At 33.3% G+C, this 26,800-nt stretch carries 24 protein-coding genes; 14 read left to right on the top strand and 10 right to left on the bottom strand.

From position 1 onward, the window contains the following. Positions 1–35 precede the first annotated feature (35 nt). Positions 36–1,325 carry a threonine synthase gene (thrC, locus tag ACXX80_RS11785; protein ID WP_458553358.1) on the top strand — a complete coding sequence of 430 codons (1,290 nt, stop codon included), beginning with the start codon at positions 36–38 and terminating at the stop codon, positions 1,323–1,325. A 460-nt stretch (positions 1,326–1,785) separates the two neighbouring features. After that, entirely contained in the window at positions 1,786–3,228 is a 1,443-nt protein-coding gene (locus tag ACXX80_RS11780) for a hypothetical protein (RefSeq protein WP_458553356.1), read from the top strand. Positions 3,229–3,306: 78 nt separating this feature from the next. On the opposite strand, the gene ACXX80_RS11775 is transcribed toward ACXX80_RS11780, so the two are convergent. Next, positions 3,307–3,735 (bottom strand): hypothetical protein, encoded by a 429-nt coding sequence (locus tag ACXX80_RS11775; protein WP_458553355.1) that lies wholly within the window; start codon positions 3,733–3,735, stop codon positions 3,307–3,309. Beyond that, the gene (locus ACXX80_RS11770) at positions 3,732–4,214 is read right to left on the bottom strand and encodes an SH3 domain-containing protein (protein WP_458553353.1); all 483 of its coding nucleotides are present in this window, start codon (positions 4,212–4,214) and stop codon (positions 3,732–3,734) included. Before ACXX80_RS11770 ends, ACXX80_RS11775 begins: the two co-directional genes overlap by 4 nt. 914 nt (positions 4,215–5,128) lie before the next feature. On the opposite strand from ACXX80_RS11770, the gene ACXX80_RS11765 reads away from it, so the two are divergent. Together ACXX80_RS11765 and ACXX80_RS11760 are read left to right on the top strand one after the other, a co-directional pair. Continuing rightward, positions 5,129–5,845, top strand: a complete 717-nt coding sequence (locus ACXX80_RS11765) for an FkbM family methyltransferase (RefSeq protein WP_417991081.1) — start codon at positions 5,129–5,131, stop codon at positions 5,843–5,845. Between the two features lie 134 nt (positions 5,846–5,979). After that, entirely contained in the window at positions 5,980–6,465 is a 486-nt protein-coding gene (locus ACXX80_RS11760; protein ID WP_458553352.1) for a hypothetical protein, read from the top strand. A 67-nt stretch (positions 6,466–6,532) separates the two neighbouring features. On the opposite strand, the gene ACXX80_RS11755 is transcribed toward ACXX80_RS11760, so the two are convergent. Continuing rightward, positions 6,533–7,072, bottom strand: coding sequence for a lipid-binding SYLF domain-containing protein (locus tag ACXX80_RS11755; protein ID WP_417980409.1), 540 nt, complete (start codon positions 7,070–7,072; stop codon positions 6,533–6,535). Positions 7,073–7,282: 210 nt separating this feature from the next. Here ACXX80_RS11755 and ACXX80_RS11750 point away from each other — a divergent pair, with 210 nt between their 5' ends. From ACXX80_RS11750 to ACXX80_RS11740, 3 genes are all read left to right on the top strand, one after another. Next, positions 7,283–7,795, top strand: coding sequence for a GNAT family N-acetyltransferase (locus ACXX80_RS11750; protein ID WP_458553350.1), 513 nt, complete (start codon positions 7,283–7,285; stop codon positions 7,793–7,795). Positions 7,796–7,822: 27 nt separating this feature from the next. Continuing rightward, positions 7,823–8,326 carry an SRPBCC family protein gene (locus ACXX80_RS11745; RefSeq protein ID WP_458553349.1) on the top strand — a complete coding sequence of 168 codons (504 nt, stop codon included), beginning with the start codon at positions 7,823–7,825 and terminating at the stop codon, positions 8,324–8,326. 225 nt (positions 8,327–8,551) lie between these two features. Then, positions 8,552–9,742 carry a BaiN/RdsA family NAD(P)/FAD-dependent oxidoreductase gene (locus ACXX80_RS11740; protein WP_458553347.1) on the top strand — a complete coding sequence of 397 codons (1,191 nt, stop codon included), beginning with the start codon at positions 8,552–8,554 and terminating at the stop codon, positions 9,740–9,742. Between the two features lie 76 nt (positions 9,743–9,818). Here the strand turns inward: ACXX80_RS11740 and ACXX80_RS11735 are convergent, their stop codons facing one another. The 4 genes from ACXX80_RS11735 to ACXX80_RS11720 form a co-directional block, all read right to left on the bottom strand. After that, entirely contained in the window at positions 9,819–10,202 is a 384-nt protein-coding gene (locus tag ACXX80_RS11735; RefSeq protein ID WP_458553345.1) for a DUF3037 domain-containing protein, read from the bottom strand. Next, positions 10,180–10,974 carry a HipA family kinase gene (locus tag ACXX80_RS11730; protein WP_458553344.1) on the bottom strand — a complete coding sequence of 265 codons (795 nt, stop codon included), beginning with the start codon at positions 10,972–10,974 and terminating at the stop codon, positions 10,180–10,182. The genes ACXX80_RS11735 and ACXX80_RS11730 overlap by 23 nt, the downstream gene beginning before the upstream one ends. A 95-nt stretch (positions 10,975–11,069) precedes the next feature. Next, a complete protein-coding gene (locus ACXX80_RS11725; RefSeq protein ID WP_458553342.1) occupies positions 11,070–11,537 on the bottom strand; it encodes a hypothetical protein in 468 nt (155 codons plus the stop codon). 57 nt (positions 11,538–11,594) lie between these two features. Then, positions 11,595–12,443, bottom strand: coding sequence for an NAD(P)H-hydrate dehydratase (locus ACXX80_RS11720; protein WP_458553341.1), 849 nt, complete (start codon positions 12,441–12,443; stop codon positions 11,595–11,597). Positions 12,444–12,792: 349 nt separating this feature from the next. Between ACXX80_RS11720 and gcvT the strand changes: the two genes are divergently transcribed. The 5 genes from gcvT (at position 12,793) to ACXX80_RS11695 (ending at position 20,374) form a co-directional block, all read left to right on the top strand. Next, a complete protein-coding gene (gcvT, locus tag ACXX80_RS11715) occupies positions 12,793–13,875 on the top strand; it encodes a glycine cleavage system aminomethyltransferase GcvT (RefSeq protein WP_458553340.1) in 1,083 nt (360 codons plus the stop codon). Between the two features lie 6 nt (positions 13,876–13,881). Beyond that, positions 13,882–15,924 (top strand): S41 family peptidase, encoded by a 2,043-nt coding sequence (locus ACXX80_RS11710; RefSeq protein WP_458553338.1) that lies wholly within the window; start codon positions 13,882–13,884, stop codon positions 15,922–15,924. Between the two features lie 12 nt (positions 15,925–15,936). Then, positions 15,937–16,971, top strand: a complete 1,035-nt coding sequence (locus tag ACXX80_RS11705; protein WP_458553336.1) for an LIC11966 family surface protein — start codon at positions 15,937–15,939, stop codon at positions 16,969–16,971. A 61-nt stretch (positions 16,972–17,032) separates the two neighbouring features. Next, entirely contained in the window at positions 17,033–17,746 is a 714-nt protein-coding gene (locus ACXX80_RS11700; protein WP_458553334.1) for a YebC/PmpR family DNA-binding transcriptional regulator, read from the top strand. A gap of 555 nt (positions 17,747–18,301) precedes the next feature. Continuing rightward, a complete protein-coding gene (locus ACXX80_RS11695) occupies positions 18,302–20,374 on the top strand; it encodes a hypothetical protein (RefSeq protein ID WP_458553333.1) in 2,073 nt (690 codons plus the stop codon). A gap of 82 nt (positions 20,375–20,456) precedes the next feature. Here ACXX80_RS11695 and capA read toward each other — a convergent pair whose 3' ends face one another. After that, positions 20,457–21,497, bottom strand: a complete 1,041-nt coding sequence (gene capA, locus ACXX80_RS11690) for a cysteate synthase (protein WP_458553332.1) — start codon at positions 21,495–21,497, stop codon at positions 20,457–20,459. 68 nt (positions 21,498–21,565) lie between these two features. Next, entirely contained in the window at positions 21,566–23,626 is a 2,061-nt protein-coding gene (locus tag ACXX80_RS11685) for a S9 family peptidase (RefSeq protein ID WP_458554099.1), read from the bottom strand. A gap of 145 nt (positions 23,627–23,771) precedes the next feature. Between ACXX80_RS11685 and ACXX80_RS11680 the strand changes: the two genes are divergently transcribed. After that, complete coding sequence (locus ACXX80_RS11680) at positions 23,772–24,092, top strand: YbaB/EbfC family nucleoid-associated protein (RefSeq protein ID WP_458553330.1); 321 nt, start codon at positions 23,772–23,774, stop codon at positions 24,090–24,092. 85 nt (positions 24,093–24,177) lie between these two features. Here ACXX80_RS11680 and ACXX80_RS11675 read toward each other — a convergent pair whose 3' ends face one another. Further along, entirely contained in the window at positions 24,178–25,200 is a 1,023-nt protein-coding gene (locus ACXX80_RS11675) for a threonine aldolase family protein (RefSeq protein WP_315208255.1), read from the bottom strand. Between the two features lie 189 nt (positions 25,201–25,389). Here ACXX80_RS11675 and prfB point away from each other — a divergent pair. Next, positions 25,390–26,485 (top strand): peptide chain release factor 2 gene (gene prfB, locus ACXX80_RS11670; RefSeq protein ID WP_315208257.1). Its coding sequence is split into 2 segments (ribosomal slippage): positions 25,390–25,452 and positions 25,454–26,485, totalling 1,095 coding nucleotides; the frame shifts between segments, so codons are not numbered across the junction. The last annotated feature ends 315 nt before the right edge of the window (positions 26,486–26,800 follow it).

Genomic DNA, 26,800 nt, shown 5'->3' with positions numbered 1-26,800 from the left:
TACTGCATAAAGCATACTGCGTAAAGCAAATAAAAATGAAATATTACAGTTTAAACCATAACGCACCCAAAGTTTCTTTCAAAGAAGCCGTAATACAAGGATTAGCAACTGATAAAGGCTTGTATTTCCCTGAAACAATTACTCCGCTTCCAAAGTCTTTTTTTGACAACATCGAAAATTTAAGCAATGAAGAAATTGCTTTTGAAGCGATCCAACAATTTGTAGGTGACGAAATCCCAGCAGCTACTTTAAAACAAATCATTGCCGAAACCTTATGTTTTGATTTCCCTGTGGTCGAAGTAGAAAAAGATATTTATTCCCTTGAATTATTTCATGGCCCAACGATGGCTTTCAAAGACGTAGGAGCGCGATTCATGTCTCGTTGTTTGGGGTATTTTAATAAAGATAACGCAGATAGTAAAAACACGGTTTTAGTAGCGACTTCCGGAGATACGGGCGGAGCAGTAGCCAGTGGTTTTCTTGGCGTAAAAGGTGTGGAAGTTATCATCCTATATCCATCCGGTAAAGTGAGCCATATTCAAGAACGACAATTGACTACTTTGGGTCAGAATATTAAAGCGCTTGAAGTAGATGGTGTTTTTGACGATTGTCAGGATATGGTAAAGAAAGCTTTTCTTGACGAAAGTTTAAAACATAAAAATCTGACTTCGGCAAATTCGATAAATATTGCGCGCTGGTTGCCACAAATGTTTTATTTTTTCTTTGCGTACAAAGCATTAAAGAAACAAAACAAACCATTAGTTTTCTCTTGCCCAAGTGGAAATTTTGGAAATATTTGCGCGGGTATCATTGCCAAAAAAATGGGATTGCCAATCGAACATTTTGTAGCATCCACGAATGTGAATGATACGGTTCCGAGATTTTTAGAAAACGGAGTTTACGAGCCTAAACCTTCTATAGCTACGATTTCGAATGCGATGGATGTTGGGAATCCAAGTAATTTTATCCGAATTCAGGAAATGTACCACAATGATTTGGAGCAGTTCAAAAAAGATTTTTCTTCGTTTACGTTCTCTGATGCTGAAACGATTGAAGCTATGAAAACCATTTACAATACTGACGGTTACATTGCAGAACCGCACGGAGCTGTTGGATATCTCGGATTGAAAAAAGAATTACAAAACCACCCGAATGCACTTGGTATTTTCTTAGAAACTGCACATCCTATTAAGTTTTTAGATACGGTGGAACCAACATTAAAGGTAAAACTGCCGATTCCTACACAAATTGAAAGTGTTTTAGGAAAGGATAAAGCGAGCGTAAAAATTAAAACGTACGAGGAATTGAAAGCTTTTTTGGGATAAAAATGTCGGTCTAAACAAATAAAAAACGACTAAAAATCTAATTTTAGTCGTTTTTTTTGTACCTAAATAAATTTGATTTAAAAGTACTCTTAAACTTGTATTTAGGAACAACAAAATAATTCTATACATTTTGGACTTCTATTTTAAATATATAATTATGAGTAATTTACAGCGAAGCATAACAATAAATTACGCCACAAAAAAATAAAATTCCAGATCTGAAAATATAGCTTGAATATGATTTAAATTATACTTAGTTTTGCAAAAAAATTGAGTTGTCTCTATTCAGGTTTTTTGCGAGTGAAAAACAAACCTGAACCCCATTAAAAAACAACTAAGTATTTAAGACGCTGTTTGAATCTTAACTAAAATCAACAGATTAAAAAATACTTTAAAAAACTACCTGATAAAGTAGCTTCCCATATCAACATAATTTATTAAAAGAAGGAGAAAAAAGTTTATGACGGATCATAGCATGAATGCTGTTAGTTTTGAAATTGAATTATTGGATAAGCACAAAGATTACAGGACTCAATATAAGTCAAATGATTTGTATTGGGGCGTAGGAATCGAAAATGAATGTTATTTAGAGTTTGAAAACCATCGCGTGGTAGACAAAGATTTTTTGCTGACTAAAGGGCTTCATGAAAAGTATAGTGTGAATCATTTTAAGAATTACAAAGAAAACGTTTACCAGAATTCATTACTGAAAATATTATCCGATAAAGAATATTATTTACCTGTACTGATGAACTCCCATTCGTTTACAAAAACGGACATTAACAACCAGCATAAGACTTTTGACCCCATAGCTAACGAACCAAATCCTGAATATTTAGGGGAAAGTATTTTTGAAATATTACAAAAAAACAATCCATATTTTATAGACGAGCTTCAAAAAGAATTTATTTTTGACGGTGACACAGTTGAATTTGTTACGCAAAAATTTTACAAAACAGATATTGACTCGGCCATTGCTGAGCTAGCAACAATAAAACAAGGTTTCATAAACAACTTACAAAGCGCCTTTGATAAAGATAAAATCTTTACGGAATTTGGCACTATAAAAATATGTTCTAAAAACCATCCTTTTGCCATATTTATTTCAAACAACACTAATTATTCTGTTTTTAATAATATGACCTATCACTTCAATTTAACTATTCCTACTGAGTTAAATAATGAAGGTGAAATTAAGGACAAAACAGGTTTTATAAAAAAACACCAGAGAGCAATTCGATTATTCCAATGGCTGAGTCCATTATTTATGACAAAATTCGGTTCTTCTGATTACTTATCGCACAATGACAGCAGCGTCAATTTAACAAAAGCATCACAAAGATGTGCCATGTCAAGATATATTGGGGTGGGCACTTATGATACTAATGTGATGAAAACCGGGAAAATTGTCCAAATGAATTTTGACGAGCATCCAATGCATGATAACCCGTTATGGTGGGTGAACCGTTATTCTGAAATATCGGATTATGAAAAAATTGATAAAATTGGTCTTGACATTAATTTTCACAAGCACAAAAATCATGGCATTGAGTTTCGAATATTTGATTATTTCGACGAAAAACACCTACAGGAGGTTTTGAATTTTCTTGTTTTTATTATGGATCATGCCTTATTAAACGAAATCGAAAATCCAATTTGCGATTTAGAATGGAATAACTTTGTCTACGAATCTATTATCCACGGCAAAGAAACCCATGTACCATCAAAATTCATCAGCCTTTTAGAAAACATATTATCTATCACCATAGAGTCGAATGATCCTTTATTAATCTATGATCAAATATACAGCAGCTTACATGCTCGTTATTACGAAAAAGGCTTTTGTAGTTCTTTACTAATTAAAAAACAAGCCTGCACTGCAAATGCAATAGCATCTTTTTAAAATAACCCGTAAATAAAAACACTTCTTGTTGACTATAAACCTACAAGAAGTGTAATTACTCACAAGAAGTTTTTTTAACTAATCGTGATAATAAAAGATAGCGGAGGTATATCCTTTTTCCAGATCTTTATTATCCCACCAATCTTCTCTAATTTCTGAGAAATAATTATAATTTTCAGCACCTGCCTGGGACTGCAAAGGATAAATAACTTTACCGTCTTTTCTAAAGGCTTTATCAGTATCCGTTTCTGGAACCACCACTACTATATGCCCTGATTTATTCAAGATGAATCTTTTGGCACAGATGATTCCTACTCCTCCAGTAGCATTTACTTTCTTCTGAAGTTCATCAACATCATCGATTCTTTCCCAACCAAACTCACTCCCCGATAGCAAAAACCAATCATAGATATAATTGGAATAAAAAGGCCTTACCGTTTCGTCAAAAACTACTGCTACTTCGTTCCCTTTCTCCAGTTGCTCGATTGCTGAATCAGTCCATCTCAATCTGGGGATATAGACCCTGCAAAAAAACAATAATCAAAAGTATAAATATTACAATAAGTATCCGAGGCGTCTTTCTGATAACGGAAACTTTTTGAAACATCCAGCGCCTTGATGATATTGCTAATTGATGTAAGTTTAGACCCGAGACTCGTTAAATCTCTAAACGGAATTGAAGGATCGCCAATAGGTTTGTACGTTTCCTCTTTACTGTCTAGACTTGCTTTTGAACCAGGCTCAAAATTAGGCACTTCAATATCCATACTTTTTTGATTCGTTTCATCAACAAGCTCGATATCTTTTGAAAACACAAACCCCTCTTTTTCAGTGTTTAAAAGTTTTACTTTCCACCAATCTGATGCTGTTTTTTCAATTAATTTAACGGTATGTCTAAAAGGTATTTGTATTAAAATTTTGGAATTATCCTGCGTTGCCGGAAAATCTCTTAGATTTAATGACGGAGTAGCGACTCTATATTTCATACTAATCAGTTAATTATAAATGATTCTACTGCCAAAATACTAAAAACAACCAAGAGAGCACCACAGAACACCATTATTTTTTAGATTTTTTTTGAACTATTTTTAAAAACTAATAATGCCAAACAGCATTTAATGAGTACTATTTTGCCAAAAGAAAAGGAAGTGTGTACATTAAGATTTATAAGGAATTAAAAGTTTTTTTGGATAAAAATTAAATATTTTTTCAAATACAAACCGACTGAGAAGTGATTTTTAGTTGCTTTTTTTTAACAGATTAGCTTTTTTTAAGTAAATTATTAAATTTGTTGAGCATAAAAAAATTATAGCGCAAAGCCAACCAATATTCGATGGATTGGAGTTATTTAATCGCTAGTATAAATGATTTATGTGACAGTTTTTGAAGATTTTACAAGATAAGGGGACACACTGATAAATACAAGATAGAAGAAAATTATTCAAATTATCCTACCTTAAATGAAACAAATGAGGCTATAGAAAAACTAAAAAAGTTGATTAGCTAATTTTAAAAAAAGATATATTTATCGATGATTACATTTAAAAATATACAAAAAAATCATTTTCAATGAATTCAAAATTATTCTAAATCAATTAAGGTTATTTAAAACTAGTAAATTTCTACTTATCTTTTTAGAGTAAGAGAACTTGATTCTTTTAAAAATATTAACTTGTACGCCGAGCACAGTTATCTGCCTATAAATCTAATAAAATTTGAAAAATGTAATTTCCCAAATGCTAATACCATTTTATCCACAAAGAATAAGCTGCTAAGTTTCTATTCATTCTCTTTACAATCAAAAACTGTTGCGATTGTAAGAATAGCAAACAAAATGCAAACTGTAATAAATTAATATAATAATAACTCAATTAATTTTTGAAACTACCAATAATTAAACATGAAATTAAAAAGAAAAATCAGAGAATTTGTTAGGAATTTTGGCATTGATATAGCAAAATACACCGCTGACACAAGGGGAATTGATTCCTATCATGATATTTTTCAAATAATTAATTGTGAAAAACCTATGATTTTTGATATAGGAGCTAACACAGGTCAAACAATAACCAATTTTAGAGAAGTTTTTAAAAATTGTACTATAAACTCTTTTGAACCTAGTCCTTCTACTTTTGAAATATTAAAAAAGAACAGTAGCAAAATGGAAAATGTACAAATTTGGAATACAGGGATTGGTTCTTCAGTAAGTACATTACTGTTAAATGAAAATACAGGGTCTGATATGAGTTCCTTTCTTGAACTAGGGCAAGCAGGCTGGGGCGAAATTAAGAATAAGACAGAGGTGGCGGTAACCACGATTGACCAATTTTGTCAAGACCAAAATATTGAAATAATTGATATTTTAAAAATAGATACTCAAGGATATGAACATGAGGTGTTTAAGGGAGCTGTAAACTCAATACTAGAGAATAGAATTGGCTTACTCTATTTTGAAGTTACCTTTATTGATATGTATAAAGGACTTCCTTCTTTTTCAACATTATATGATTTTGCTGTTAATCATGGATTTGAGTTAGTTGCCATATATCCGATTAAATATAAAAATAATAAAGCGGGTTGGACTGATGTACTCTTTAAACATAAAAACTACAAATAGCTTTTTCGCATTCCCTATCTTGGCGTTAGCTAATGAAATTACCGAACAACCTAAAAAACAAAATAAGCAACTGCCTTAAAGGATGTAGCTTTTTTTATACCTTGGCTCTACAATAAAAACCAAACAGAAAAACTATGAACACAACAGAGCAAGCGTCACAACAGCTGAAGCAATCGAAGTTCAGTATCAAAAATATTTTTCTTCCTGACTACGAAAACTACGAAGGAGTTCGCAGAATCAATATTTATGTGATGCGGCTGTTCTTCGCGTTAATGTTTATTTTTGTTGCCACAGATTCCTGGACCGTTATTCTTAATCATGAAGGGGAATGGGATCCAACAAGAGCTGTAGCTTGGTGCACTTGGGCGGCTTACTCCACACTGGCTCTTTTGGGTGTATTCCATACGTTACGAATGTTACCCATTATGCTTTTTATGATTTTTTACAAAGGACTTTGGCTTATTGTTGTCGCTTATCCTTTATGGTCAGCCGGCACGCTCAAAGGTTCACCAGCCGAAGGAATGGCATATATGTTCTCCGGAATTATCATACCAATACTCTTCATGCCTTGGAAATATGTATTCAGAAAATACATTTTAATAGAGACAAAAAAGAAATAATTATAGTATTTCAAAATACTACTAAAAACCAAAACGGCTGGAAATTTTTTCAGCCGTTTTGGTTGTATCACAATTTATTAAACTTGAATTGCTGTCCACCAATAGATGCCTCGTACATGAGTCCGCCCTTTTGCATGGTAAACACCATCACGCCATTGGTATATTTTACATTTGCTGAGGCGCCTTCTGTTACAGCTACAGCAGAAGCTTGTGCGGAAAACTCGAATCGGCTCTCTTTAAACCGGTTCATTTCATTTTTTGATTCAAAAAATATCACCTCCCGATACGCTTGTCCGCCAGCTTGAAATCCTATGCTCAATTGCGTCAATTTTGCCATTCCTATTCGTTTGTTCTGCTCATATACAACCCCGTTTCCTGCTGCACCGCCAACGCCAAGACCTCCTTTACCTACATTTGGAAAAATAACATAACCGTAAGCTTTATCAAAAAGCGCCTTCATCAACGGATCACTTTTAATGAACTCGGCCTTTGCTATTTTACTATCAGCAATAATTTTATTTTTTTTAGCGGTCGATTGTCCCAATACAGGCGCTATGTTGAGTACACAAGTCATCATTATTACCAAAAAAATATTTAAATTTTTCATAATCATATCTTTTAAATTACTATAAAATTTCTTTGTTCAAAGATAAAAAAAATTATTGTTTAATGATTAAATATACTGATTATCAATACTATAATAAATTATTTTATACATTTAAAGAATAATTATTTCATCAAAAAAATGAAGTGATTACTCCCTTTTTTCTACCTTTGAAAAACACAAAGCAATAACCCAAGAATAGAAGTATTATACATGATTACAAAAGCAACAATAGAAGACGTTTCCCTTTTAAATACATTAATCAATTCAGCGTATCGGGGCGAATCGTCTAAAAAAGGATGGACCACTGAAGCCAACATATTAGAAGGACTACGAACCACAGAACAAGAACTCACAGAAACGATTCAGAATACAAAAAATACCATTCTAAAATTTACGCAGGAAAATCAGATTATAGGTTGTGTATTGTTGATTGAAAAAAAACAGGAATTGTACTTAGGCATGCTGACCGTTTCACCTGAATTACAAAATAGTGGCGTTGGTAAAAAGTTATTACAACAAGCAGAAATTCATGCCTTCGAATTAGGATTGCCAAAAATTATAATGACAGTAATTTCCGTTCGGGATGAACTGATTGCTTGGTACAAACGCAACGGTTATGAAGATACCGGAGCAAGAGAACCGTTTCCAGCAAGCGATGTTCATATTCCAATTACGGAAGTGCCTTTGGAATTTATCGTTTTGGAAAAAAGGGTTTCTAATTAGTAATAATCAATCTTAAATCAAAATAAAATGGGAACCAATAATAAAACAGTTGTTGTAAAAGATTTAGAAGAAAAATCAATTCTGGTATCGCGAACATTTTCTGCGCCACCTGAAAAAGTTTGGCTTGCGTTTACGGAAAGTGAATTGTTAGAACAATGGTGGGCACCACAACCTTGGAAAGCCGAAACCAAAACTATGGATTTTTCCGTTGGCGGCTATTGGTTGTACGCAATGGTGGGTCCCGAAAATGAAAAACATTGGGGACGAATGGACTATACTGCCATAACACCATATTTAAGTTTTGAAATTAAAGATAGTTTTTGTGATGAAGAGGGAATCGTAAATACTTCGGTACCGGTTTCTATAGGAACTATTGCTTTTGCTAAAACAGAGTCTGGTACATTGGTTGAATTCAAAATGTTTTATTCTAATGAAAAAGAGATTGAAACTATGATTGAAATGGGCTTTGAACAAGGCATTACCGTTTGTCTTGAGCAATTAGAAACGTTATTTCAAGAAAATAAAATCTAACGATAAGCAAGATTTCGTTTAGTCCTCGGGTAGTTAGCGTAAGGGATTGCGGCGGCATCCTTTATTTTTTTTCTTTAAAAAAATAAAGATACAGCCAAAAGCCCGACCCCAAAGCTGCAGATACGGTAATGGAAAATGGAATTTTCTGCTTTGGGGTTACGCCCAAACCCTAATATAAAATCCAATATCAGGGAATATGGGTAAAACAAAACCTATTTTTGTGGCGTGAAAAAATCAGTTTCAATTATTGGAGGAGGACCCGCAGCACTTATACTTGCTGCGTTATTAGATTGTGAGAAATTCAAGGTTACTGTTTACGAGAAAAATAAGACACTGGGAAGGAAATTTCTGGTGGCCGGAAAAGGAGGATTCAATCTCACCCATTCGGAACCTATTTCTGAATTGATTGCACGTTATACACCGCCTCATTTTCTGGAAAAAGCATTGCTTGATTTTGATAACGAAGACTTTAGAAAGTGGATTGATACTATTGGCATCCCAACCTACATAGGTAGTAGCAAACGGGTATATCCTGAAAGTGGCATTAAACCCATAACAGTTCTCAACGCAATTCTGGATGTTCTGGATAAGCAAGGTGTCGCTATTAAATACCAACATAATTGGACTGGTTGGACGAGTAACGATGACATTGTTTTTAATTCGGATACAGTAATAAAATCAGACTATACAATTTTTGCTATGGGCGGAGGCAGCTGGAAAGTTACCGGTTCTGATGGTAGTTGGCTTGATTTATTCGAAAAGGAAAGTATTCCTATCGTTCCTTTTCAATCTTCTAATTGTGCATATCAAGTGAATTGGCCGGAAGATTTTATCCTAGAACATGAAGGCAGTCCGCTTAAAAATATTGCGATTAGCTGTTTGAATAAAAGGCAAAAAGGCGAAGCGGTTATCACACATTTTGGTTTAGAAGGAAATGCTATTTATGCGCTTAGTCCACAAATTAGGGAGGAAATGGAGAGCCAAAAAAAAGCTACAATTTTCTTAGATCTAAAACCAACCTTGCGCTATGAAGATTTGCTTGACAAAATTAGAAAATCAACTTTTAAAAAGACAAGCGAAACATTACAAAAAGAAGTTAAATTGAGTCCTGCACAGATTGGCCTTTTGAAAAAATACCTTTCGAAAGAAACATATTTAAACCCGCAGTTATTGACTCAAAACATAAAAAAACTACCTGTCGAAATCACAGGTTCTGCCCTATTGAACGATGCGATATCTACAACAGGCGGTATTCAACTGAATGCTGTGGATGAAAATTTCCAATTGAAAAACAAAAATCGTAATTATTGTATCGGTGAAATGTTAGACTGGGATGCGCCCACTGGCGGTTACCTTCTTCAGGCTTGCTTTAGTATGGGGATGCATCTTGCTCGTCACTTGAACAGCATTCCTTAAATTTTATGGATTATAGTGTGGATTCCAAAAAAGTATTTTGATTGTGAAATGACTTTCCAATAGTTTTAAATTTTTTTTATAACACCATTTCTTCGAACAAACGATGTGCTGTTTGTTCCAAATCATCACACAAACCCGGATGTGGTCTTGAGGTTTGAATGGCAGAGCTGCGAAGTGCAGTCAACCAACGGAAACGCGATGGAATATCAAATTGTCCTATTGGTCCACCTGATTTTTCGCCATGCGCCACTTTCTCGAATGCCTGTAAATTTAGATGCAATTGTTCCAGATCTAAATCGGCTGAGAATAGTTGCAATTTGGCTTCGTTCATCGAGCAGAGTACTTTTATAAACTTCGCTTTTTTACAAAACAAAATAATACCCACATTGAGGAATTCTTCGCGTTCTACCCTAGGCACAACGCGGATTACGGCATACTCATATAAGTGCTTCTCTTGCATTTTGTGCTTCGTTTATAAAAATTTCGGAATGGTTTAAACGTATCGATAAAAACTGAAAATAGACTTCCCGAATGTCTTCGGGAGTTTCATCGGTATCTTCCCAATGGAGCCATACTTCCGGAATCAGATTCACTATACTCTGTAATACCGCTTTCGTCAATATTTTTTTGAATATTTCATCCGTTTCTGGCAATAAGGAAGCTTGAGGCAATAATACATGGTCTTTTATCAGTGCAAAAGGACTTTGCGCATGCTTTTCCCAATTGGTCCACGAATGATGAAAATAAAGACTTGCACCATGATCGATCAGCCATAATTCTTTATGCCATATTAACATATTGGTGTTCCTAAACGTTCTGTCGACATTAGTGATAAAAGCATCTAACCAAACAATTTGCGAGGCAAGTTTTGGTTCTACTAAAGTGACAACTGGATCAAAATTTATAGCTCCAGATAAATAATGCAACGCCAAATTGAGTCCCTGACTGCCTTGAAGCAAGTCTTGAATTTCTTCATCGCCTTCTGAACGGCCAAATGCTTCATCGAGATTTGCAAAAACGAGTTCGGGCATTTTTAGGTTTAAAATACGAGCTATTTCTCCGCCAATTAATTCGGCAATCAAAGCTTTCACGCCATGTCCGGCACCTTTGAATTTCAGTACATATTTAAAATCATCATCGGCTTCAGCGAGCGCAGGCAAAGAACCGCCTTCCCGCAACGGAGTGATGTATCGCGTAACATTTACGGTTCTAAGATGAGGTATTTTTTCCATAATCGAATTGGATAAAGCAATTTTGCTTGGATACAAACTTACAAATAAGTAGTTTGATTTTGTATTAGTAATTACTAAAACAGTAAATAATATTGCTACTTACTGGTGTAAGTTTCACCATGAACTTCTTTTATAGAAATTAACTCTTTACAATAATAAATTTCTTTTCCTCTGGTTTCAATGTTCATTTTAAGACTTACTTTTCTATTATTTGAAATCAAATCATTTGAATTATAATTCTTTACTTTTTGATAATCATTCTCGCTTAAATAGACTCTTATAATTGAATCTTTTGTTTTGAGTTTAATAGAAGGAGACTTTATTACTTTGTGTTTTTTTAATGCATCAAAATAATTCAAAATAAACACATCATCCGCACTAGGGTTTTTAATTTGACGCGTACCATTAAGTACTTTTTCCCACTCATCAATACTCTTCTGATCAAGATTATAATAGTTAAAAAGATCAATCGACTTAAAAGCCAAATCTCCTTCAATAATTTTTTCGTTTCGAGAACATGAAATAAGGATAAATACAAAAAACAATAATTTTAATTTGTTCATGTTGATGACCATTTTCTAATTGTTGAGTTCTTAAAAGTAGTTAATTTAGAGAATATCTCAACTTTCTAAGCTCAAAAAGGCTTTCCCAATATTCGCAATTACATCTGAAGCAATAAACGATTGATAGCCAGTTTCTGGCAACGCAATATCAGCGGTTAATCCGTGGAGATACACACCAAGAATTGCGGCACTAACAGGTTCATAGGATTGTGCTAATAAACTGGTAATCATTCCCGTCAAAACATCGCCAGTTCCCGCAGTTGCGAGAGCGGCATTTCCAGTAGTATTTTCATAGACAGTTTCACCATCAATGATTTGGGTGGGTGCACCTTTCATAACTATTATAAGTTGGTATTGTTTAGAGAAGGAGATTGCTTTACTCCTTTTCTCTTCTTCGGAATCCCATTTTCCTATTAATCGTTCCAGTTCTTTAGGATGTGGCGTTAAGATTGTTTTGGGCGGTACTAAAGAAAACCATTCTTTATTTTTGGATAAAATATTCAATGCGTCAGCATCGATTACTAAAGGCGTTTTATTCGTTTTTAAAAATTGATACAGCGCATTTTGGGTTTCTACGGCCTGACCTAAACCTGGACCAATTCCGATAGCTTTCGGTTCAATTTCGAAAGTAATATCAGAAATTATGTTATCCTGAATATCCGTCAAAACCATGACTTCAGGAATGGCGGTTTGAAGAATAGTGTACCCACATTTAGGAATAAAAACGGTGACTAATCCGCAACCGGTTTTCAAACAAGCTTTGGAAGATAAACTCACTGCTCCTATTTTGCCATAACTTCCGCCAATGATTAAAGCGTGACCCTGAATTCCTTTGTGGGTATTTTTGTCAGGTTGTTTGTAGCGTTTCAGGATTTCTTTTTGGTCGATGTAAATAGGATTCTTCATTGAAATTTGTTTGTTTAAAATTACGAATTTTATAGGAAACAAATTCGTTAATTGATCCTAAATTCCCTAGCCCTGATTACTTCACAATACTTTTATTTTTATAGGAGTTCAGTGAACTTCGTTTAAAGCGGCTTCTCCCGCTATATAAAAACAAGGTTTTTTAGCCGTAGTTTTTGTTAAGCGGGAATACAGCGGATAGCAGGAAATAGTTCCTAAAAATACTTATTATAAATCCTACAGTACGTGTTCTTCCGAAAACGTTTGAAACTTTAAACTTTGCTTCGCTCTGCCTTTGTCACCCGAAATAAAATCAATAAATTAGCGACTTCAAATTTTATATAAAAACACAATGAAAAATACTGCGCTTACGCACATACACGAGAGTTTGGGAGCAAAAATGCTTCCGTTTGCCGGATACAATATGCCAATTTTATATGAAGGAGTAAATGCAGAACATGAAACGGTGCGCAATGCCGTGGGTGTTTTTGACGTTTCTCACATGGGTGAATTCTTGCTTACGGGTCCAAATGCATTAGCTTTGATTCAAAAAGTGACTTCAAATGATGCTTCTACTTTGACTATTGGAAGAGCGCAATATTCTTGCTTGCCAAATACTGATGGTGGAATTGTAGACGATTTGCTGGTTTATAAAATGAAAGACGAGCAGTATTTATTAGTTGTAAATGCATCGAATATTGACAAGGATTGGGATTGGATTTCGGCTCAAAATGATTTGGGTGTAGAGATGAAAAACTTATCAGATGATTATTCATTATTGGCAATTCAAGGACCAAAAGCGGTTGAAGCAATGCAATCGTTGACTTCCAAAGATTTATCTGCGATTCCATATTACCATTTTGAAGTGGGTGATTTTGCCGGTATCGAAAACGTAATTATTTCGGCTACAGGATATACAGGTTCTGGAGGTTTTGAGATTTATTGTAAAAATTCAGAAGTAGAACAAATTTGGAATAAAGTTTTTGAAGCGGGTGAGGCTTTTGGTATTAAACCAATTGGTCTTGCGGCTCGTGATACATTGCGACTAGAAATGGGTTTCTGTTTGTACGGAAATGACATCAACGACATGACATCGCCACTAGAAGCTGGTTTGGGATGGATTACGAAGTTCACTAAAGAATTTACCAATTCAGAAAACCTGAAAAAACAAAAAGAAGCAGGAGTTACTAAAAAATTAGTTGCTTTTGAAATGCAGGAACGTGCGGTACCAAGACACGATTACGAGATTGTGAATGCAGATGGAAATGTAATCGGGATTGTAACTTCGGGAACTATGTCGCCATCGATGAATAAAGGAATTGGTATGGGTTATGTAACTGTTGAAAACAGTGCTTTGGAGAGTGATATTTTTATCCGAATCCGTAAAAATGATGTTCCTGCCAAAGTGGTAAAATTACCTTTTTACAAGAAATAAAAATAAATGAAGAAACTTTCACTTGTATTGTTACTCACAACATTTTCACTTTTAGGTCAAAATGAGGCAAAAACTTGTGAAACACTTTCTAAAATAAATACGTTAATACAACGTGAACATTACCAACCAAAACCGGTAGACGACAGTTTATCGGTTTTTGTTTTTGATAACTTTTTGGATGTTTTGGATGCTAACCGAAACTTATTTACCAAGATTGAATATCAAAAACTATGTGAGCATAGACTCCAACTGGACAATTATATTTTACAGAACAATTGTTCGTTTATGGGTGATTTTGTTGCCGTTTATAAATTAGCTTTGATTCGAAAAAAGAAAATTTTAGAGAAAATACAAAAGGAAAATTTTGACTATAACTCAAATGACTCTGTGAAATTTTCGAAGAAAAACTTCCCTTTTGATTTGGTTTTAACCGATATCGAAAGAGTCTGGAGAAAGAGAATTAAATACGATATTCTAGAAGATATTTCGAAATTGAGTTCCAATTTAGATTCGCTTACGCAGAATTTTTCAAAGCTGGAGAAAACCGCTAAAACAAAAATATTTGACACCAACTTATGCAAGGTAAATAGTATTCTTGCAGACACTAACAGATTAGAAAATGACCTTCAAAATAATTTTTTAAATATTTTTTGCACTTATTTTGATCCTCATTCCAATTATTTTTCAATGGATGCCAAATCCAGTTTCATGTCGGGTTTATCAACCAGCAATCTTTCGTTGGGATTGAATATTGGATTTAATGAAAAAGAGGAAATTATTATCGAAGAAATTGTCCCGGGTGGTCCAGCTGCCAAAACAGATAAGTTTGATAAAGACGATGTAATCCTAAAAGTATCCAATACTAAAGGAGATGAATATTCTGTTTCCTGTGCCTCAATAGAAAAAATTGGAGAATTGATTCTTTCTGATTCGAATGTAGAAATAGAATTGACCATTCAGAAAAAAAATGGAACCATACAATCTGTACTCCTCAGAAAGCAAGTAATGAAAGCCACTGAAAATGCGGTTTTCAGTTATATTGCCGAAGCGGAAACAAAAATTGGTTACATCAACATTCCTAGTTTTTATTCTAATTTTGACGGATATTCTATTCAAGGCTGCGCTGATGATGTTGCCAAAGAAATCGTGAAACTTCAAAAAGACAATGTTGAAGGTTTAGTAATCGATCTTCAAAACAATGGTGGCGGATCGATGGAAGAAGCCACTAAATTAGCTGGAATGTTTCTAGATATTGGTCCTGTATCTGTTTTAGTTAATAATAAAAACCAACAAACCATTTTAAAAGACGGCAATCGTGGTAGTGTTTATAATGGTCCAATCGTGCTGTTAATAAGTGGAAATTCAGCATCGGCTAGCGAATTTTTTGCAGCGTCAATGCAAGATTATAATCGAGCAATCATTATTGGCAGTACATCATTAGGTAAAGCTTCTATGCAGACCATTTTACCATTGGACGAAAATAACCAACAGGGATTTGTAAAACTTACTATTGAAAAATTCTACAGAATTACAGGTGACAGCCATCAAATAAAAGGAATTGTTCCAGATATTGCTCTACCCGTTTTATTTGACAGTATAATTCCGCGGGAAATCAGTTTTAAAACAGCTTTGAAATATGATGTAATTACTACAAAAGCAAGATTCAATCCGTTCACAAAAAATTATTTTCCCACAATAATCGAATTAAGTAAATCAAGAGTAAAAAACACCTCTATCTTCAATGACATTAGTTTGGCTAATGAGCAGATTAATGTACTTTATAACAATCCCAAAAAACCGACACGATTAGTTTTTAAAGATGTATTCAACGATATTCATGAAATTGATTCACTTTGGAAAAAAGTCAAAAAAATTGTGGAAAGTGAAAGTAAAAATATAATTTCGAATAATTCCTATGATTTGGAACGATTAAAATTTGATGTTTTCCAACAGGATATTAATCGCTATAAAATTAAAGAGGTAAAAAACAATCCTTATTTAGAAGAAGCAATTGCCATAATAAACGATTATAAGAATTTGAACAAATAACCAACCAAAAAAATGAAATTAACCATTACTTCGCTCCTATTTTTAATTACGATTACCTTTTCTAATGCTCAAGAATTCAAAACTCCTGTTGACTATTTAAATTATATTGGCAAAGAAACTGATGCTATTTCTCGAACAACTTGGAAATACACTTCGGCAGTTGCGCATAGTAAAAATGCCCGAAGAATTGATGTAACACGTAAAACATTGGTAAAAAGTATCCAAAATGCCACTAAAAAAATTGAAGCTTTAAAGGATGGTTATAAAGGTGATGTTGAATATAAAGACCAACTACTAGCTTATTTATCAATTTCTGAAAAACAAATCAATCAGGAATATGAAAAAATCATAAACATGCAGGAAGTGGCGGAACAATCGTATGATTTTATGGAAGCTTTTATTTTGGCAAGAGATTTAGTCAATACTAAAATCAATGAGGAAGTGAATAAATTGAATGCCAACCAAAAAATATTTGCTAATAAATATGGTATCCAAATTGGAGAAGAGAAAAGTGAATTGGGCAAAAAAATGAAAATATCCAACGAAGTTTTTGAAAACCACACCCAATTATTTTTGATATTTTTCAAAGTAAATTTCACAGAATCGCTTTTGATGAATGCCATTGCTCAAAACAATTTGAATGCCATTCAACAAAACAGTAATGCATTAGAGCAATATTCGAACGAAGGTTTAGATAAATTAAAAACATTTAAAGCTTTCAATAATGATTTAATACTAGTGAATGCAACCAAAAAGGTATTAGAATTCAGTAAAAAAGAAGCACTGGAATTTAGTCCTAAAGTAGTTGCCTTTATGATGCTCAATCAAAAATTTCAAGAGAGTAAAAAAACAATGGATAACAAATCAGCAACTTCCAGATCAAAGGAAGAAGTGGATAATTTCAATAAATTGGTAAACGAGTTGAATAAAGAAGTAGGAAGTTATAATGCTATCAATAACAAGTTCAATTCAGAGCGAGCCAATGCTATCAATTTTTGGAATGTAACAGGCGATAATTTTATTTCAAAGCATGTGCCAATTGACTAATAAAAATTTTTGAAAAAATAACTAATAACTGTATTTTTGCAGTTCAAAATAAAAAATAGAAATGGGAAGAGCGTTTGAGTTTAGAAAAGGTAGAAAAATGAAACGTTGGTCGGCAATGGCCAAAGCATTTACCAGAATTGGTAAAGATATTGTAATGGCCGTAAAAGAAGGCGGTCCAAATCCTGAAGCCAATTCTAGATTAAGAGCTGTTATTCAAAATTCGAAGGCAGTGAACATGCCAAAGGAAAATGTAGAACGTGCCATAAAAAAAGCTACCGATAAAGACACAGCAAACTATAAGGAAGTTTTATTTGAAGGATATGCACCTCATGGAATTGCAATATTAGTTGAAACTGCTACTGATAATAACAACAGAACTGTGGCAAATGTTAGAAGTTATTTTAACAAATGTAATGGAACTATGGGAACCCAAGGCTCGGTTGAATTTATGTTTGACCATACCTGTAATTTTAGAATTCCAGCAAACGGTATCGATCCTGAAGAATTAGAATTAGAATTAATCGATTTTGGTGCTGAAGAAGTTTTTGAAGACGAAGACGGTATATTGATTTATGCTCCTTTTGGAAGTTTTGGAACCATTCAAAAAGAATTAGAAAACAGAGGGTTAGAAATTCTTTCTTCTGGATTTGAAAGAATTCCACAAATTACTAAGAAACTTACAGAAGCTCAAGTAGCGGATGTAGAGAAACTTATCGAAAAAATTGAAGAAGATGATGACGTGATGAACGTATATCACACTATGGAAGAAGAATAGACTTTGATACAATTATACTTTAAACTCTAGCTTTGGCTAGAGTTTTTTTGTTGCACAATTTATGAACTAAGAATAATGCCTCTGTGATTTATCGTTTAAAGTATTCTTTGAGCTGTTTTTTAAAATCGGCTGAAAACATATTTATAAAACAAACCAAATAGTTTCTTGTAATAATAGGTTTTCCTAAGACTTTTATCTTTTTCTGAAGTTTTCAAGCAATAAATCAATAGTATACAAATAATTTTTTAAAAGACATTTGCCTTCTAATTATTTTAAAAATACCGTTTAAATTACTGACTTTATCTAAAAATAGAAGATTTAGCAAACGAGTATTATTTAATATCTTTTATACTGCTACCAAGTTTCTTATATTTGCTGACTTTTGCGAAATGCTACGCCTCAAAAACAAGCGAAACATCAAACCGTTAGGAGCACAATTATTTTTTGTTATGATCTTCTACAAAAATATAGTCTCTGATTGAATGAGTTTAGTTAGCAATCTAAATTTCCAAATACAGAATATCGTTCTAAGGAACGTTTTAAATTACAACACTTATGACAAACAACATTCTAATTGAAAATCAATATAAAAGAACCAGTTTATTTGAAAAAGAAAATGTGAACTATTTAGTACGCATCTTAAAAAGATTCAATACCGTACCAAAGATAAATAACATCAATATTATCACTTCAACCAGTGAGCCTACTGTTTTCAAAATTGTACCCAACAAATCAATTATAATAGGTTCCTCATTTTTAGACAAACCCATTTTAGCATTAGTCTATTTAAGATATGGAATCGAATGGCAGCTTTGGTACAAAGCTTTGAACGCCGAGAAAAAAGATGTTGTTTTATGCGATATTGCAGCTCTTGAAGTGATTCGAATTTTTTATAATTTACTACCGAAAGATGATAAGGAAAAATTAGAAAATCTTGATTATATTCTAATTAACTTAATTAAAAATGATACCTCTTTAAATACTGAATCTTCATTAATAAATGACGAGCTTCAATCTTTTCATGGTTTAAAAAACTCTGATACTGAACGCAAAGAATCTTGGAAACCTATTATCGAAAATCTTGCAAAACCGACAGAATACATGTTGATGTCTGGAGGTGATCTTCGATTGAATATCGACGAAATTCATTTGCTAAACAAGTACGGATGCCGTCCATTCCCAAGACCTGATGCATTTACCTTTGCTTCGTCGACGGCGTCAAGCGTTTCTAATTTTGCTTTTGATAAAACAGATAAAGTGAGAAGTATATTGATTAGAAATAGCCTGAAAAAAGGTTTTCAAAATACTACAATCGAGTTTTCAGAATTGCTAAAAAATAATCTTAGACATATCTTTAAATTAAATGAGGAATGTGAAATAATTTTTTCACCATCAGGTACTGATTCTTCTCTTCAAATAGCAGCCATAACACAAATTATTTCTGACAAAGAAATTACACATATTTTGGTGGCCTCTGATGAAACTGGTAGCGGTGTAGCTGCGGCCTTAAAAGGGTGTCATTTTGAAAACACTACAGCATTAAATTACCCAATTAAAAAAGACAGTAAAATTGAAGGATTTAGAGATGTTGATTTAATACAAATCCCTTTTAGAGATCAAAATGGTGCATTAAAATCTTCTAATCAATTAGATCAGGAAGTATTTGATGCCGTTGTTAAGACCAGAAATGAAGGCAGGCATATAGTATTACATACTATGGACCAATCAAAATTAGGGTATCAATCTCCTAGCGACGAATTTATTAAAAAACTAAATACACTGGAAGATTTATCAATTCAAATAATTGTAGATGGATCACAGCTAAGATTAGATCCAAAAGACATACAAAATTATTTAAATAAAGGGTATATTGTCACCATAACGGGGAGTAAATTCTTTACTGGTCCTCCATATTGCGGTGCATTAATTTTACCTAAAAATGTCAATAAATTAATTCAATCTGTAAAAAATACATTACCTAAAGGATTAAACCAGTATTATAATCGTTCTGACTGGCCGACTTCCTGGTTTTGTTCCAATCAATTATCTGAAGGCTATAACTATGGTTCCTATATGCGCTGGAATGCTGCGGTGGTTGAAATGGACAGGTATTACAAAACACCTATTTTATATCGAAATATGGGTATTGAGATGTTTTGCAATTTTGTGGACGACTCCATAAAAGAGGCCACTTTTTTACAGCCAATTTATGGTGATGAAACAAAAACCAAGACGTACAGCAGTAAAGAATTTGGAATAAGAAATATTCGTACCATTTTTCCTTTCTTTATTTTTAAAAACAATGAGGTCTTATCTGTTGATAAAGTAAAAAAATTATATACGTTATTAAATTCTGATTTATCTGACCAGTTTGAAGGTTCTTCTTTAGAAATCATACGACTTGCTGCCCAAAAATGTCATATTGGTCAAGCAGTTAATGTAAAATATACTACAGAAATTGAAAGTGCTATTTTAAGAATTAGTTTAGGCGCAAGAGTTATTTCTGAAAGTTGGGTAAATAGAGATATTAGTCTCTTTTTTAGAAATATAGAATTACAAATGAGTCAAATCACAATCACTATTAAAAAAATTGAATTGATACTTAATAATTCTGAATTATTGGATTAAATAAAAAGTATTCAAATTTAATATTCAATAAAAAAGTCCCATTTGCGGAGGCAAATGGGACTAAAAATATATAATTTTAAATTTATTTTATAAATTCTATTTTCTGAACTTCTTCTTCGTTGATGCTGTCAAAGAAACCTTGTTCGTTCATCCAATCATCGCTAAATACTTTGCTCATATAACGAGAACCGTGATCCGGGAAAATTGCTATTACATTACTATTAGTGTCAAATTCACCTTCTTCCGCATATTGTCTAATTGCTTGCATCACTGCTCCTGAAGTATATCCAACAAATAAACCTTCTTTTCTGGTGATTTCTCGTGCAGCATGAGCGCTTTCCTCATCTGTTACTTTCATGAACTTATCAATTATATCAAAATCAGTTGCAGATGGAATTAAATTTTTTCCCAGACCTTCTATTCTGTATGGATAAATTTCGTCATTATCAAATTCTCTAGTTTCATGATATTTTTTCAATACAGAACCAAAAGCATCCACTCCAAGAATTCTAATAGTAGGATTTTGTTCTTTTAAATATTTTGCAGTACCTGAAATAGTTCCGCCTGTTCCACTACAAGCTATTAAGTGTGTAATTGCTCCGTTAGTTTGTTTCCAAATCTCTGGACCGGTAGACTTATAATGCGCATCAACATTCAAATCATTAAAATACTGATTAATATAAATCGAACCTTTCGTTTCTTCATGCAAACGTTTAGCGACATTATAATAAGAACGTTCATCATCAGCAGAAACATGTGCTGGACAAACATATACTTTAGCACCTAAGCTGCGAAGCATATCTATTTTATCTTTAGATGATTTAGAACTAACAGCAAGAATACAGTTGTAGCCTTTTATGATACTTACCATTGCTAAACTAAAACCCGTATTACCGGAAGTTGTTTCAATTATGGTATCACCAGGAGATAAAATACCTCTCCTTTCAGCTTCTTCAATTATGTATAATGCTATTCTATCTTTTGAAGAATGTCCCGGATTAAAAGCTTCTACTTTAGCGTAAAAATTTCCTTCTAAATTTTCAGTAACTTTATTTAGCTTAATAAGTGGAGTATTACCTATTAATTCTAAGACATTATTATAAGCAGTTATTTCTTTTTTCATAAAAAAATAGTTAGTCGTGGCAATCTTACACTAAACACGAATGTTACAAATTTAACAAAAAAATCTAATTAGTTTTTAATTTCTTCTAAATCTAATAGGAAACTATATTCTTTTGCTAACTCCTTTAAGGCTTCAAAACGCCCTGAAGCACCTCCGTGACCGGCATCCATATTCGTATTAAGATATAAAACAGTGTCATTTGTTTTTTGAGTTCGTAGCTTTGCAACCCACTTTGCAGGCTCCCAATATTGCACTTGAGAGTCATGTAGTCCTGTAGAAACAAACATATTAGGGTATTTTTGAGCCTTTACATTGTCATAAGGCGAATAAGAAAGCATGTAATCATAATATTTTTTCACGTTTGGATTACCCCATTCGTCATATTCTCCTGTTGTAAGCGGAATAGTATCATCAAGCATAGTGGTAATTACATCTACAAAAGGAACTTGAGCAATCACTCCGTTGTATAATTCCGGTGCCATATTTACTACTGCTCCCATTAATAATCCTCCTGCTGAACCACCTTCGGCATATAAATGTTCAGGTGACGTATATTTTTCCTGAATCAAAAATTTAGAGCAATCAATAAAATCAGTGAATGTGTTTTTCTTTTTCAATAATTTTCCATCTTCATACCATTCTCTTCCTAAATCTTCACCACCACGAATGTGTGCAATAGCGAATACAAAACCTCTATCTAAGATAGACAAACGTGTCGATGAAAAGTAAGTATCCATCGTAACGCCATAAGAACCATACGCATAAAGCAATAAAGGGTTATTACCTTCTTTCTTTAATCCTTTTTTGTACACCAAAGAAATAGGCACTTTAGTTCCATCAGTAGCCGTGGCCCAAACGCGTTCTTCTATATAATTATTTTTATCAAATTTGCCTCCAAGAACATCTTGCTCTTTCTTGATTTCTTTCTCTTTGGTTTTCATATTAAAATCAATAACCGAAGAGGGCGTTGCTAATGATTGATAGCTGTAACGCAAGATATCAGTGTCAAAATCAACATTTGTGGTCGTGTAAGCATTGTACGTTTCACTTCCAAAAGGCAAGTAATACTCTCCTTCTCCACTCCAAGACATTATTCGAATATGATTCAATCCATTCGAACGCTCTTCAACAACCAAATAGTTGCTAAAAATCTCGATATCTTCCAGCAAAACCTCTTTTCTGTGAGCAATTACATCTTTCCAATTTTCTTTTGCAGTAGCGCTCTCAGGCGTTTTCATCAACTTGAAATTGGTCGCCTTATCTTTATTGGTAAGAATATAAAAAGAATCTCCAAAATGAGAAATACTGTATTCTAAACCACGAACTCTTGGTTGAAAAACAACAAATTCTCCATCTGGATTATCTGAATTTAAAATTCTATATTCAGTAGTTAATGTACTTCCAGATCCTATTACAATGTATTTTTTTGATTTTTCTTTACTCACCGAAACGTTGAAAGTATCGTCTTTTTCATTAAAAACCAAAACATCATCCTTAGCATCTGTGGCTAATTTATGCTTGAAAACCTTATCAGATCGCAAGGTAACTTTGTCTTGTCTGGTATAAAAAATGGTTTTATTATCGTTTGCCCAAACGGAGTTTCCAGTAGCGTTTTCAATCTTATCAGAAAAGATTTCTCCAGTTTCAAGATTTTTTATTTGTATCGTGTAAATTCTTCTCCCAACAATGTCTATTCCAAAACTTGCAAATTTATTATCCGGACTCACACTCAAACCTCCTAATTGAAAATACGAATGTCCTTTGGCCAAATCATTGCAGTTGAATAAAATTTCTTCATTGGCAGAAAGACTTCCTTTTTTTCTCGAATAAATGGGATAATCCTGCCCTTTTTCAAAACGGGTGATGTAATAATAGCCATTATATAAATAAGGAACTGATTGATCATCTTCCTTAATTCTTCCTTTCATTTCCTCAAACAATTCTTTTTGAAAATCTTTAGTATGTGCAGTCATTGCATCATAATACGTGTTTTCTTTATTCAGATAATCAATAACTTCGGGGTTTTCTCTGTCATTTAACCAGAAGTAATTATCAATTCTTGTTTCATTATGTTTTTCTAATGATTTTGGAATTATTTTAGCTACTGGAATTGGACTTTTTTTTAACATTTGTTGTGCTTTTGTATTAGTAAATGAAGTTACAAAAATAACACAAAGAGAAGTTATGATGAGTCTATTTTTCATGAATATTTTGTTGAATATGACTATGCAATATACTAATTTTGTAATTCAATTAATTTAAAAAAATTAAAACATGGATTTAATGGGAATGATGGGTAAACTTAAAGAAACCCAACAAAAGATAGAAGATACAAAAAAACGTTTAGATACAGTCCTTATAGATGAGCAAAGTACAGATGGTTTATTGAAAGTGACACTTACTGCTAATCGCTCAATTAAATCAATCACTATTGACGATTCCTTGCTGGAAGACAAAGAACAATTAGAAGATTATATGATTTTGGTACTAAACAAAGCTATCGAAAAAGCTACTAAAGTAAATGAAGCTGAACTTGATGCTGTTGCAAAAATGGATATACCAATGATTCCAGGAATGGATAATTTGTTTAAATAAAAAAGTTTAAAGTTTAAGGTTTAACGTTTTTTGATCACGATAAAAACTTTAAACCTTAAACTTTAAACAAATTCTCCAAGAAGAACTATACTAACTTTTGCAATGTTTCCAAAACATACGTGTGCATTACTTCTTTATAATCAAGATGCGTAACGATTCGTAGTTTTCCATGGCCCATGGAACTGATTAAAATATTTTTTTGTTTCAACAATTCAATTAAATTCTTTTCAATACAATTTGGAACCAATGTAAATATCAAAATATTAGTCTCAACAGGTTCCACTGATGCAACCCAACTTACATTTTTCAAAACTTCTCCTATTTCTTTAGCTCTTCGATGATCTTCAGCGAGACGTTCTATATTATTATCCAAAGCATAAATTCCGGCAGCCGCTAAATAACCTACCTGACGCATTCCGCCACCTAATATTTTTCGGATACGTAATGCTCTATGAATCGTCGCTTTGTCGGCTAATAATACCGAACCAATAGGCGCTCCCAACCCTTTTGACAAACAAACTGAAATAGTATCGAATAATCTCCCAAATGCTTTTGGATCTTGATTTTTAGCAACCAAAGCATTCCAGATTCTAGCACCATCCATGTGAAATTTCAAATTGTTAGCATCACAAACCATCTTTATTTTTTGCAAATCTTCCAGTTCATAACAAGCACCACCACCTTTATTTGTTGTATTTTCAACACAAACTAAACTCGTTAATGGACTGTGGTAAAATTCCGGATCATTGATAGCTCCTGCCACTTGTTCCGCAGTTATCATTCCGCGATTTCCATCTAATAAACAACACGAAACACCACTATTAAAGGAAACTCCACCACCTTCGTAATGATAAACATGCGCATATTTGTCGGCAATCAATTGTTCTCCAGGCTGTGTATGTAATTTTATCGCCGTTTGATTTGCCATAGTTCCTGATGGAAAAAAAAGTCCCGCTTCCATTCCGAACATCTCGGCAACTTTAGCTTCAAGTTCAATAACTGTCGGATCTTGCTTATAAACATCGTCCCCTACCACAGCATTCAACATGTGTACCAACATTTCGCGTGAAGGCTTTGTAATCGTATCGCTAATTAAATTTATTTCCATATTTTTTTTATTATCAGTAAGGACAATTCTTAAATTGTCTCTTCGTAAAATTTTTCTATTTTTGTGCCACAAATTTACATAATACCGTTTGTTAATTCAAACTAGTTCAGTTAAAACTGAACTAAATATATTACACAATGGAATTTTTTGTAAATATTGAAAACAGACCTATCAAATTAATATAATTTTATGACAACTACCGAACAAATTAAAGGTATTGTAGAGCGCCTTGGTGCGTTGAGGAGGTATCTTTGACGTTGATGCCAAGCTAATTGAAATTTCTAATGAAGAAGAGAAAACTTTTGCTCCCGACTTTTGGAACAATGCAAAAGAAGCGGAACTCATTGTAAAAAATCTTAGAAACAAGAAAAAATGGATTGAAGATTACAATAAAGCGGTCGAAATGACGGACGAATTGCAACTCGCCTATGATTTTTACAGAGAAGGTGAACTTACTGCCGAAGAATTAGACGAACAATATTCGATTACAGCCAATCATATTGAAGCGATTGAATTCAAAAATATGCTTTCTGACGAAGGTGATACTTTGAGTGCTGTGGTACAAATAACCGCTGGTGCCGGTGGAACCGAAAGTTGTGATTGGGCCGAAATGCTCATGCGCATGTACATGATGTGGGGCGAAAAATACGGCTACAAAATCAAAGAACTGAATTTCCAGAAAGGAGAAGCTGCGGGTATAAAAACCGTAACACTCGAATTTGAAGGCGATTATTCTTTTGGTTACTTGAAAGGTGAAAACGGTGTACATCGATTAGTTAGAATATCTCCTTTTGACAGTAATGCTAAGCGTCATACTTCGTTTGCATCCGTTTATGTGTATCCGCTTGTAGACGACAGTATCGAAATTGATATAAATCCTGCTGATATCGAGATTACTACTTCGCGATCTAGCGGTGCGGGAGGACAAAATGTAAATAAAGTAGAAACTAAAGTACAATTGTTTCATAAACCAACCGGAATTCAAATACAATGTTCTGAAACACGTTCGCAACAAGATAACAGACAGCGTGCCATGCAAATGTTACGATCTCAATTATACGAAATTGAGTTAAAAAAGAAACAGGCACAACGCGCTGATATCGAAGCGGGAAAAATGAAAATAGAATGGGGTTCACAAATCAGGAATTATGTGATGCAGCCCTATAAATTAGTTAAAGACGTTCGAACCGGTTATGAAACCAGTAATGTGGATGGCGTTATGAATGGCGAAATTGACGAATTTCTGAAAGCTTATCTAATGATGATGGGGCAAAAAGAAGAGTAACAATATTCTACTATTAAATTTAATCCTACAGTAGGCTAAAGCTATATTGTAGGATTTTTTTTGTTGCTTTTACCCAAAAAATTATATAAAGATGAAAAATTCTCTATCATTATTTGTCTTATTTTTTTCGGTATAATTTTTTGCTAAGAAAAAGTATATTTTACTGAGTACATTAAAGAATTACAATCTGCAGATAATGCGATTTATTATACTATTTATGAAGAGAGTCCAGAAGGAACATTACGAACAACGTACTACCTCGAGACGGGCTCCTGGTAAAATAGATGGCAAAGAAACACTTGTAAAACTTGGTGT

The sequence above is a fragment of the Flavobacterium sp. GNP002 genome, from assembly GCF_054343795.1.
This window is presented reverse-complemented; position numbering and strand designations above follow the sequence as displayed.

What these genes read in the sequence shown, in the direction of transcription:
- ACXX80_RS11705 (WP_458553336.1), top strand. Translation starts at nt 15,937, where the DNA reads ATGAAATTAACCATTACTTCGCTCCTATTTTTAATTACGATTACCTTT.
- capA (WP_458553332.1), bottom strand. Translation starts at nt 21,497, where the DNA reads ATGAAAAAAGAAATAACTGCTTATAATAATGTCTTAGAATTAATAGGT.
- ACXX80_RS11780 (WP_458553356.1), top strand. Translation starts at nt 1,786, where the DNA reads ATGACGGATCATAGCATGAATGCTGTTAGTTTTGAAATTGAATTATTG.
- ACXX80_RS11700 (WP_458553334.1), top strand. Translation starts at nt 17,033, where the DNA reads ATGGGAAGAGCGTTTGAGTTTAGAAAAGGTAGAAAAATGAAACGTTGG.
- ACXX80_RS11735 (WP_458553345.1), bottom strand. Translation starts at nt 10,202, where the DNA reads ATGCAAGAGAAGCACTTATATGAGTATGCCGTAATCCGCGTTGTGCCT.
- ACXX80_RS11720 (WP_458553341.1), bottom strand. Translation starts at nt 12,443, where the DNA reads ATGAAGAATCCTATTTACATCGACCAAAAAGAAATCCTGAAACGCTAC.
- ACXX80_RS11710 (WP_458553338.1), top strand. Translation starts at nt 13,882, where the DNA reads ATGAAGAAACTTTCACTTGTATTGTTACTCACAACATTTTCACTTTTA.
- ACXX80_RS11765 (WP_417991081.1), top strand. Translation starts at nt 5,129, where the DNA reads ATGAAATTAAAAAGAAAAATCAGAGAATTTGTTAGGAATTTTGGCATT.
- ACXX80_RS11770 (WP_458553353.1), bottom strand. Translation starts at nt 4,214, where the DNA reads ATGAAATATAGAGTCGCTACTCCGTCATTAAATCTAAGAGATTTTCCG.
- ACXX80_RS11675 (WP_315208255.1), bottom strand. Translation starts at nt 25,200, where the DNA reads ATGGAAATAAATTTAATTAGCGATACGATTACAAAGCCTTCACGCGAA.
- gcvT (WP_458553340.1), top strand. Translation starts at nt 12,793, where the DNA reads ATGAAAAATACTGCGCTTACGCACATACACGAGAGTTTGGGAGCAAAA.
- ACXX80_RS11750 (WP_458553350.1), top strand. Translation starts at nt 7,283, where the DNA reads ATGATTACAAAAGCAACAATAGAAGACGTTTCCCTTTTAAATACATTA.
- ACXX80_RS11680 (WP_458553330.1), top strand. Translation starts at nt 23,772, where the DNA reads ATGGATTTAATGGGAATGATGGGTAAACTTAAAGAAACCCAACAAAAG.
- ACXX80_RS11685 (WP_458554099.1), bottom strand. Translation starts at nt 23,626, where the DNA reads ATGTTAAAAAAAAGTCCAATTCCAGTAGCTAAAATAATTCCAAAATCA.
- thrC (WP_458553358.1), top strand. Translation starts at nt 36, where the DNA reads ATGAAATATTACAGTTTAAACCATAACGCACCCAAAGTTTCTTTCAAA.
- ACXX80_RS11725 (WP_458553342.1), bottom strand. Translation starts at nt 11,537, where the DNA reads ATGAACAAATTAAAATTATTGTTTTTTGTATTTATCCTTATTTCATGT.
- ACXX80_RS11730 (WP_458553344.1), bottom strand. Translation starts at nt 10,974, where the DNA reads ATGGAAAAAATACCTCATCTTAGAACCGTAAATGTTACGCGATACATC.
- ACXX80_RS11760 (WP_458553352.1), top strand. Translation starts at nt 5,980, where the DNA reads ATGAACACAACAGAGCAAGCGTCACAACAGCTGAAGCAATCGAAGTTC.
- ACXX80_RS11755 (WP_417980409.1), bottom strand. Translation starts at nt 7,072, where the DNA reads ATGAAAAATTTAAATATTTTTTTGGTAATAATGATGACTTGTGTACTC.
- ACXX80_RS11745 (WP_458553349.1), top strand. Translation starts at nt 7,823, where the DNA reads ATGGGAACCAATAATAAAACAGTTGTTGTAAAAGATTTAGAAGAAAAA.
- ACXX80_RS11695 (WP_458553333.1), top strand. Translation starts at nt 18,302, where the DNA reads ATGACAAACAACATTCTAATTGAAAATCAATATAAAAGAACCAGTTTA.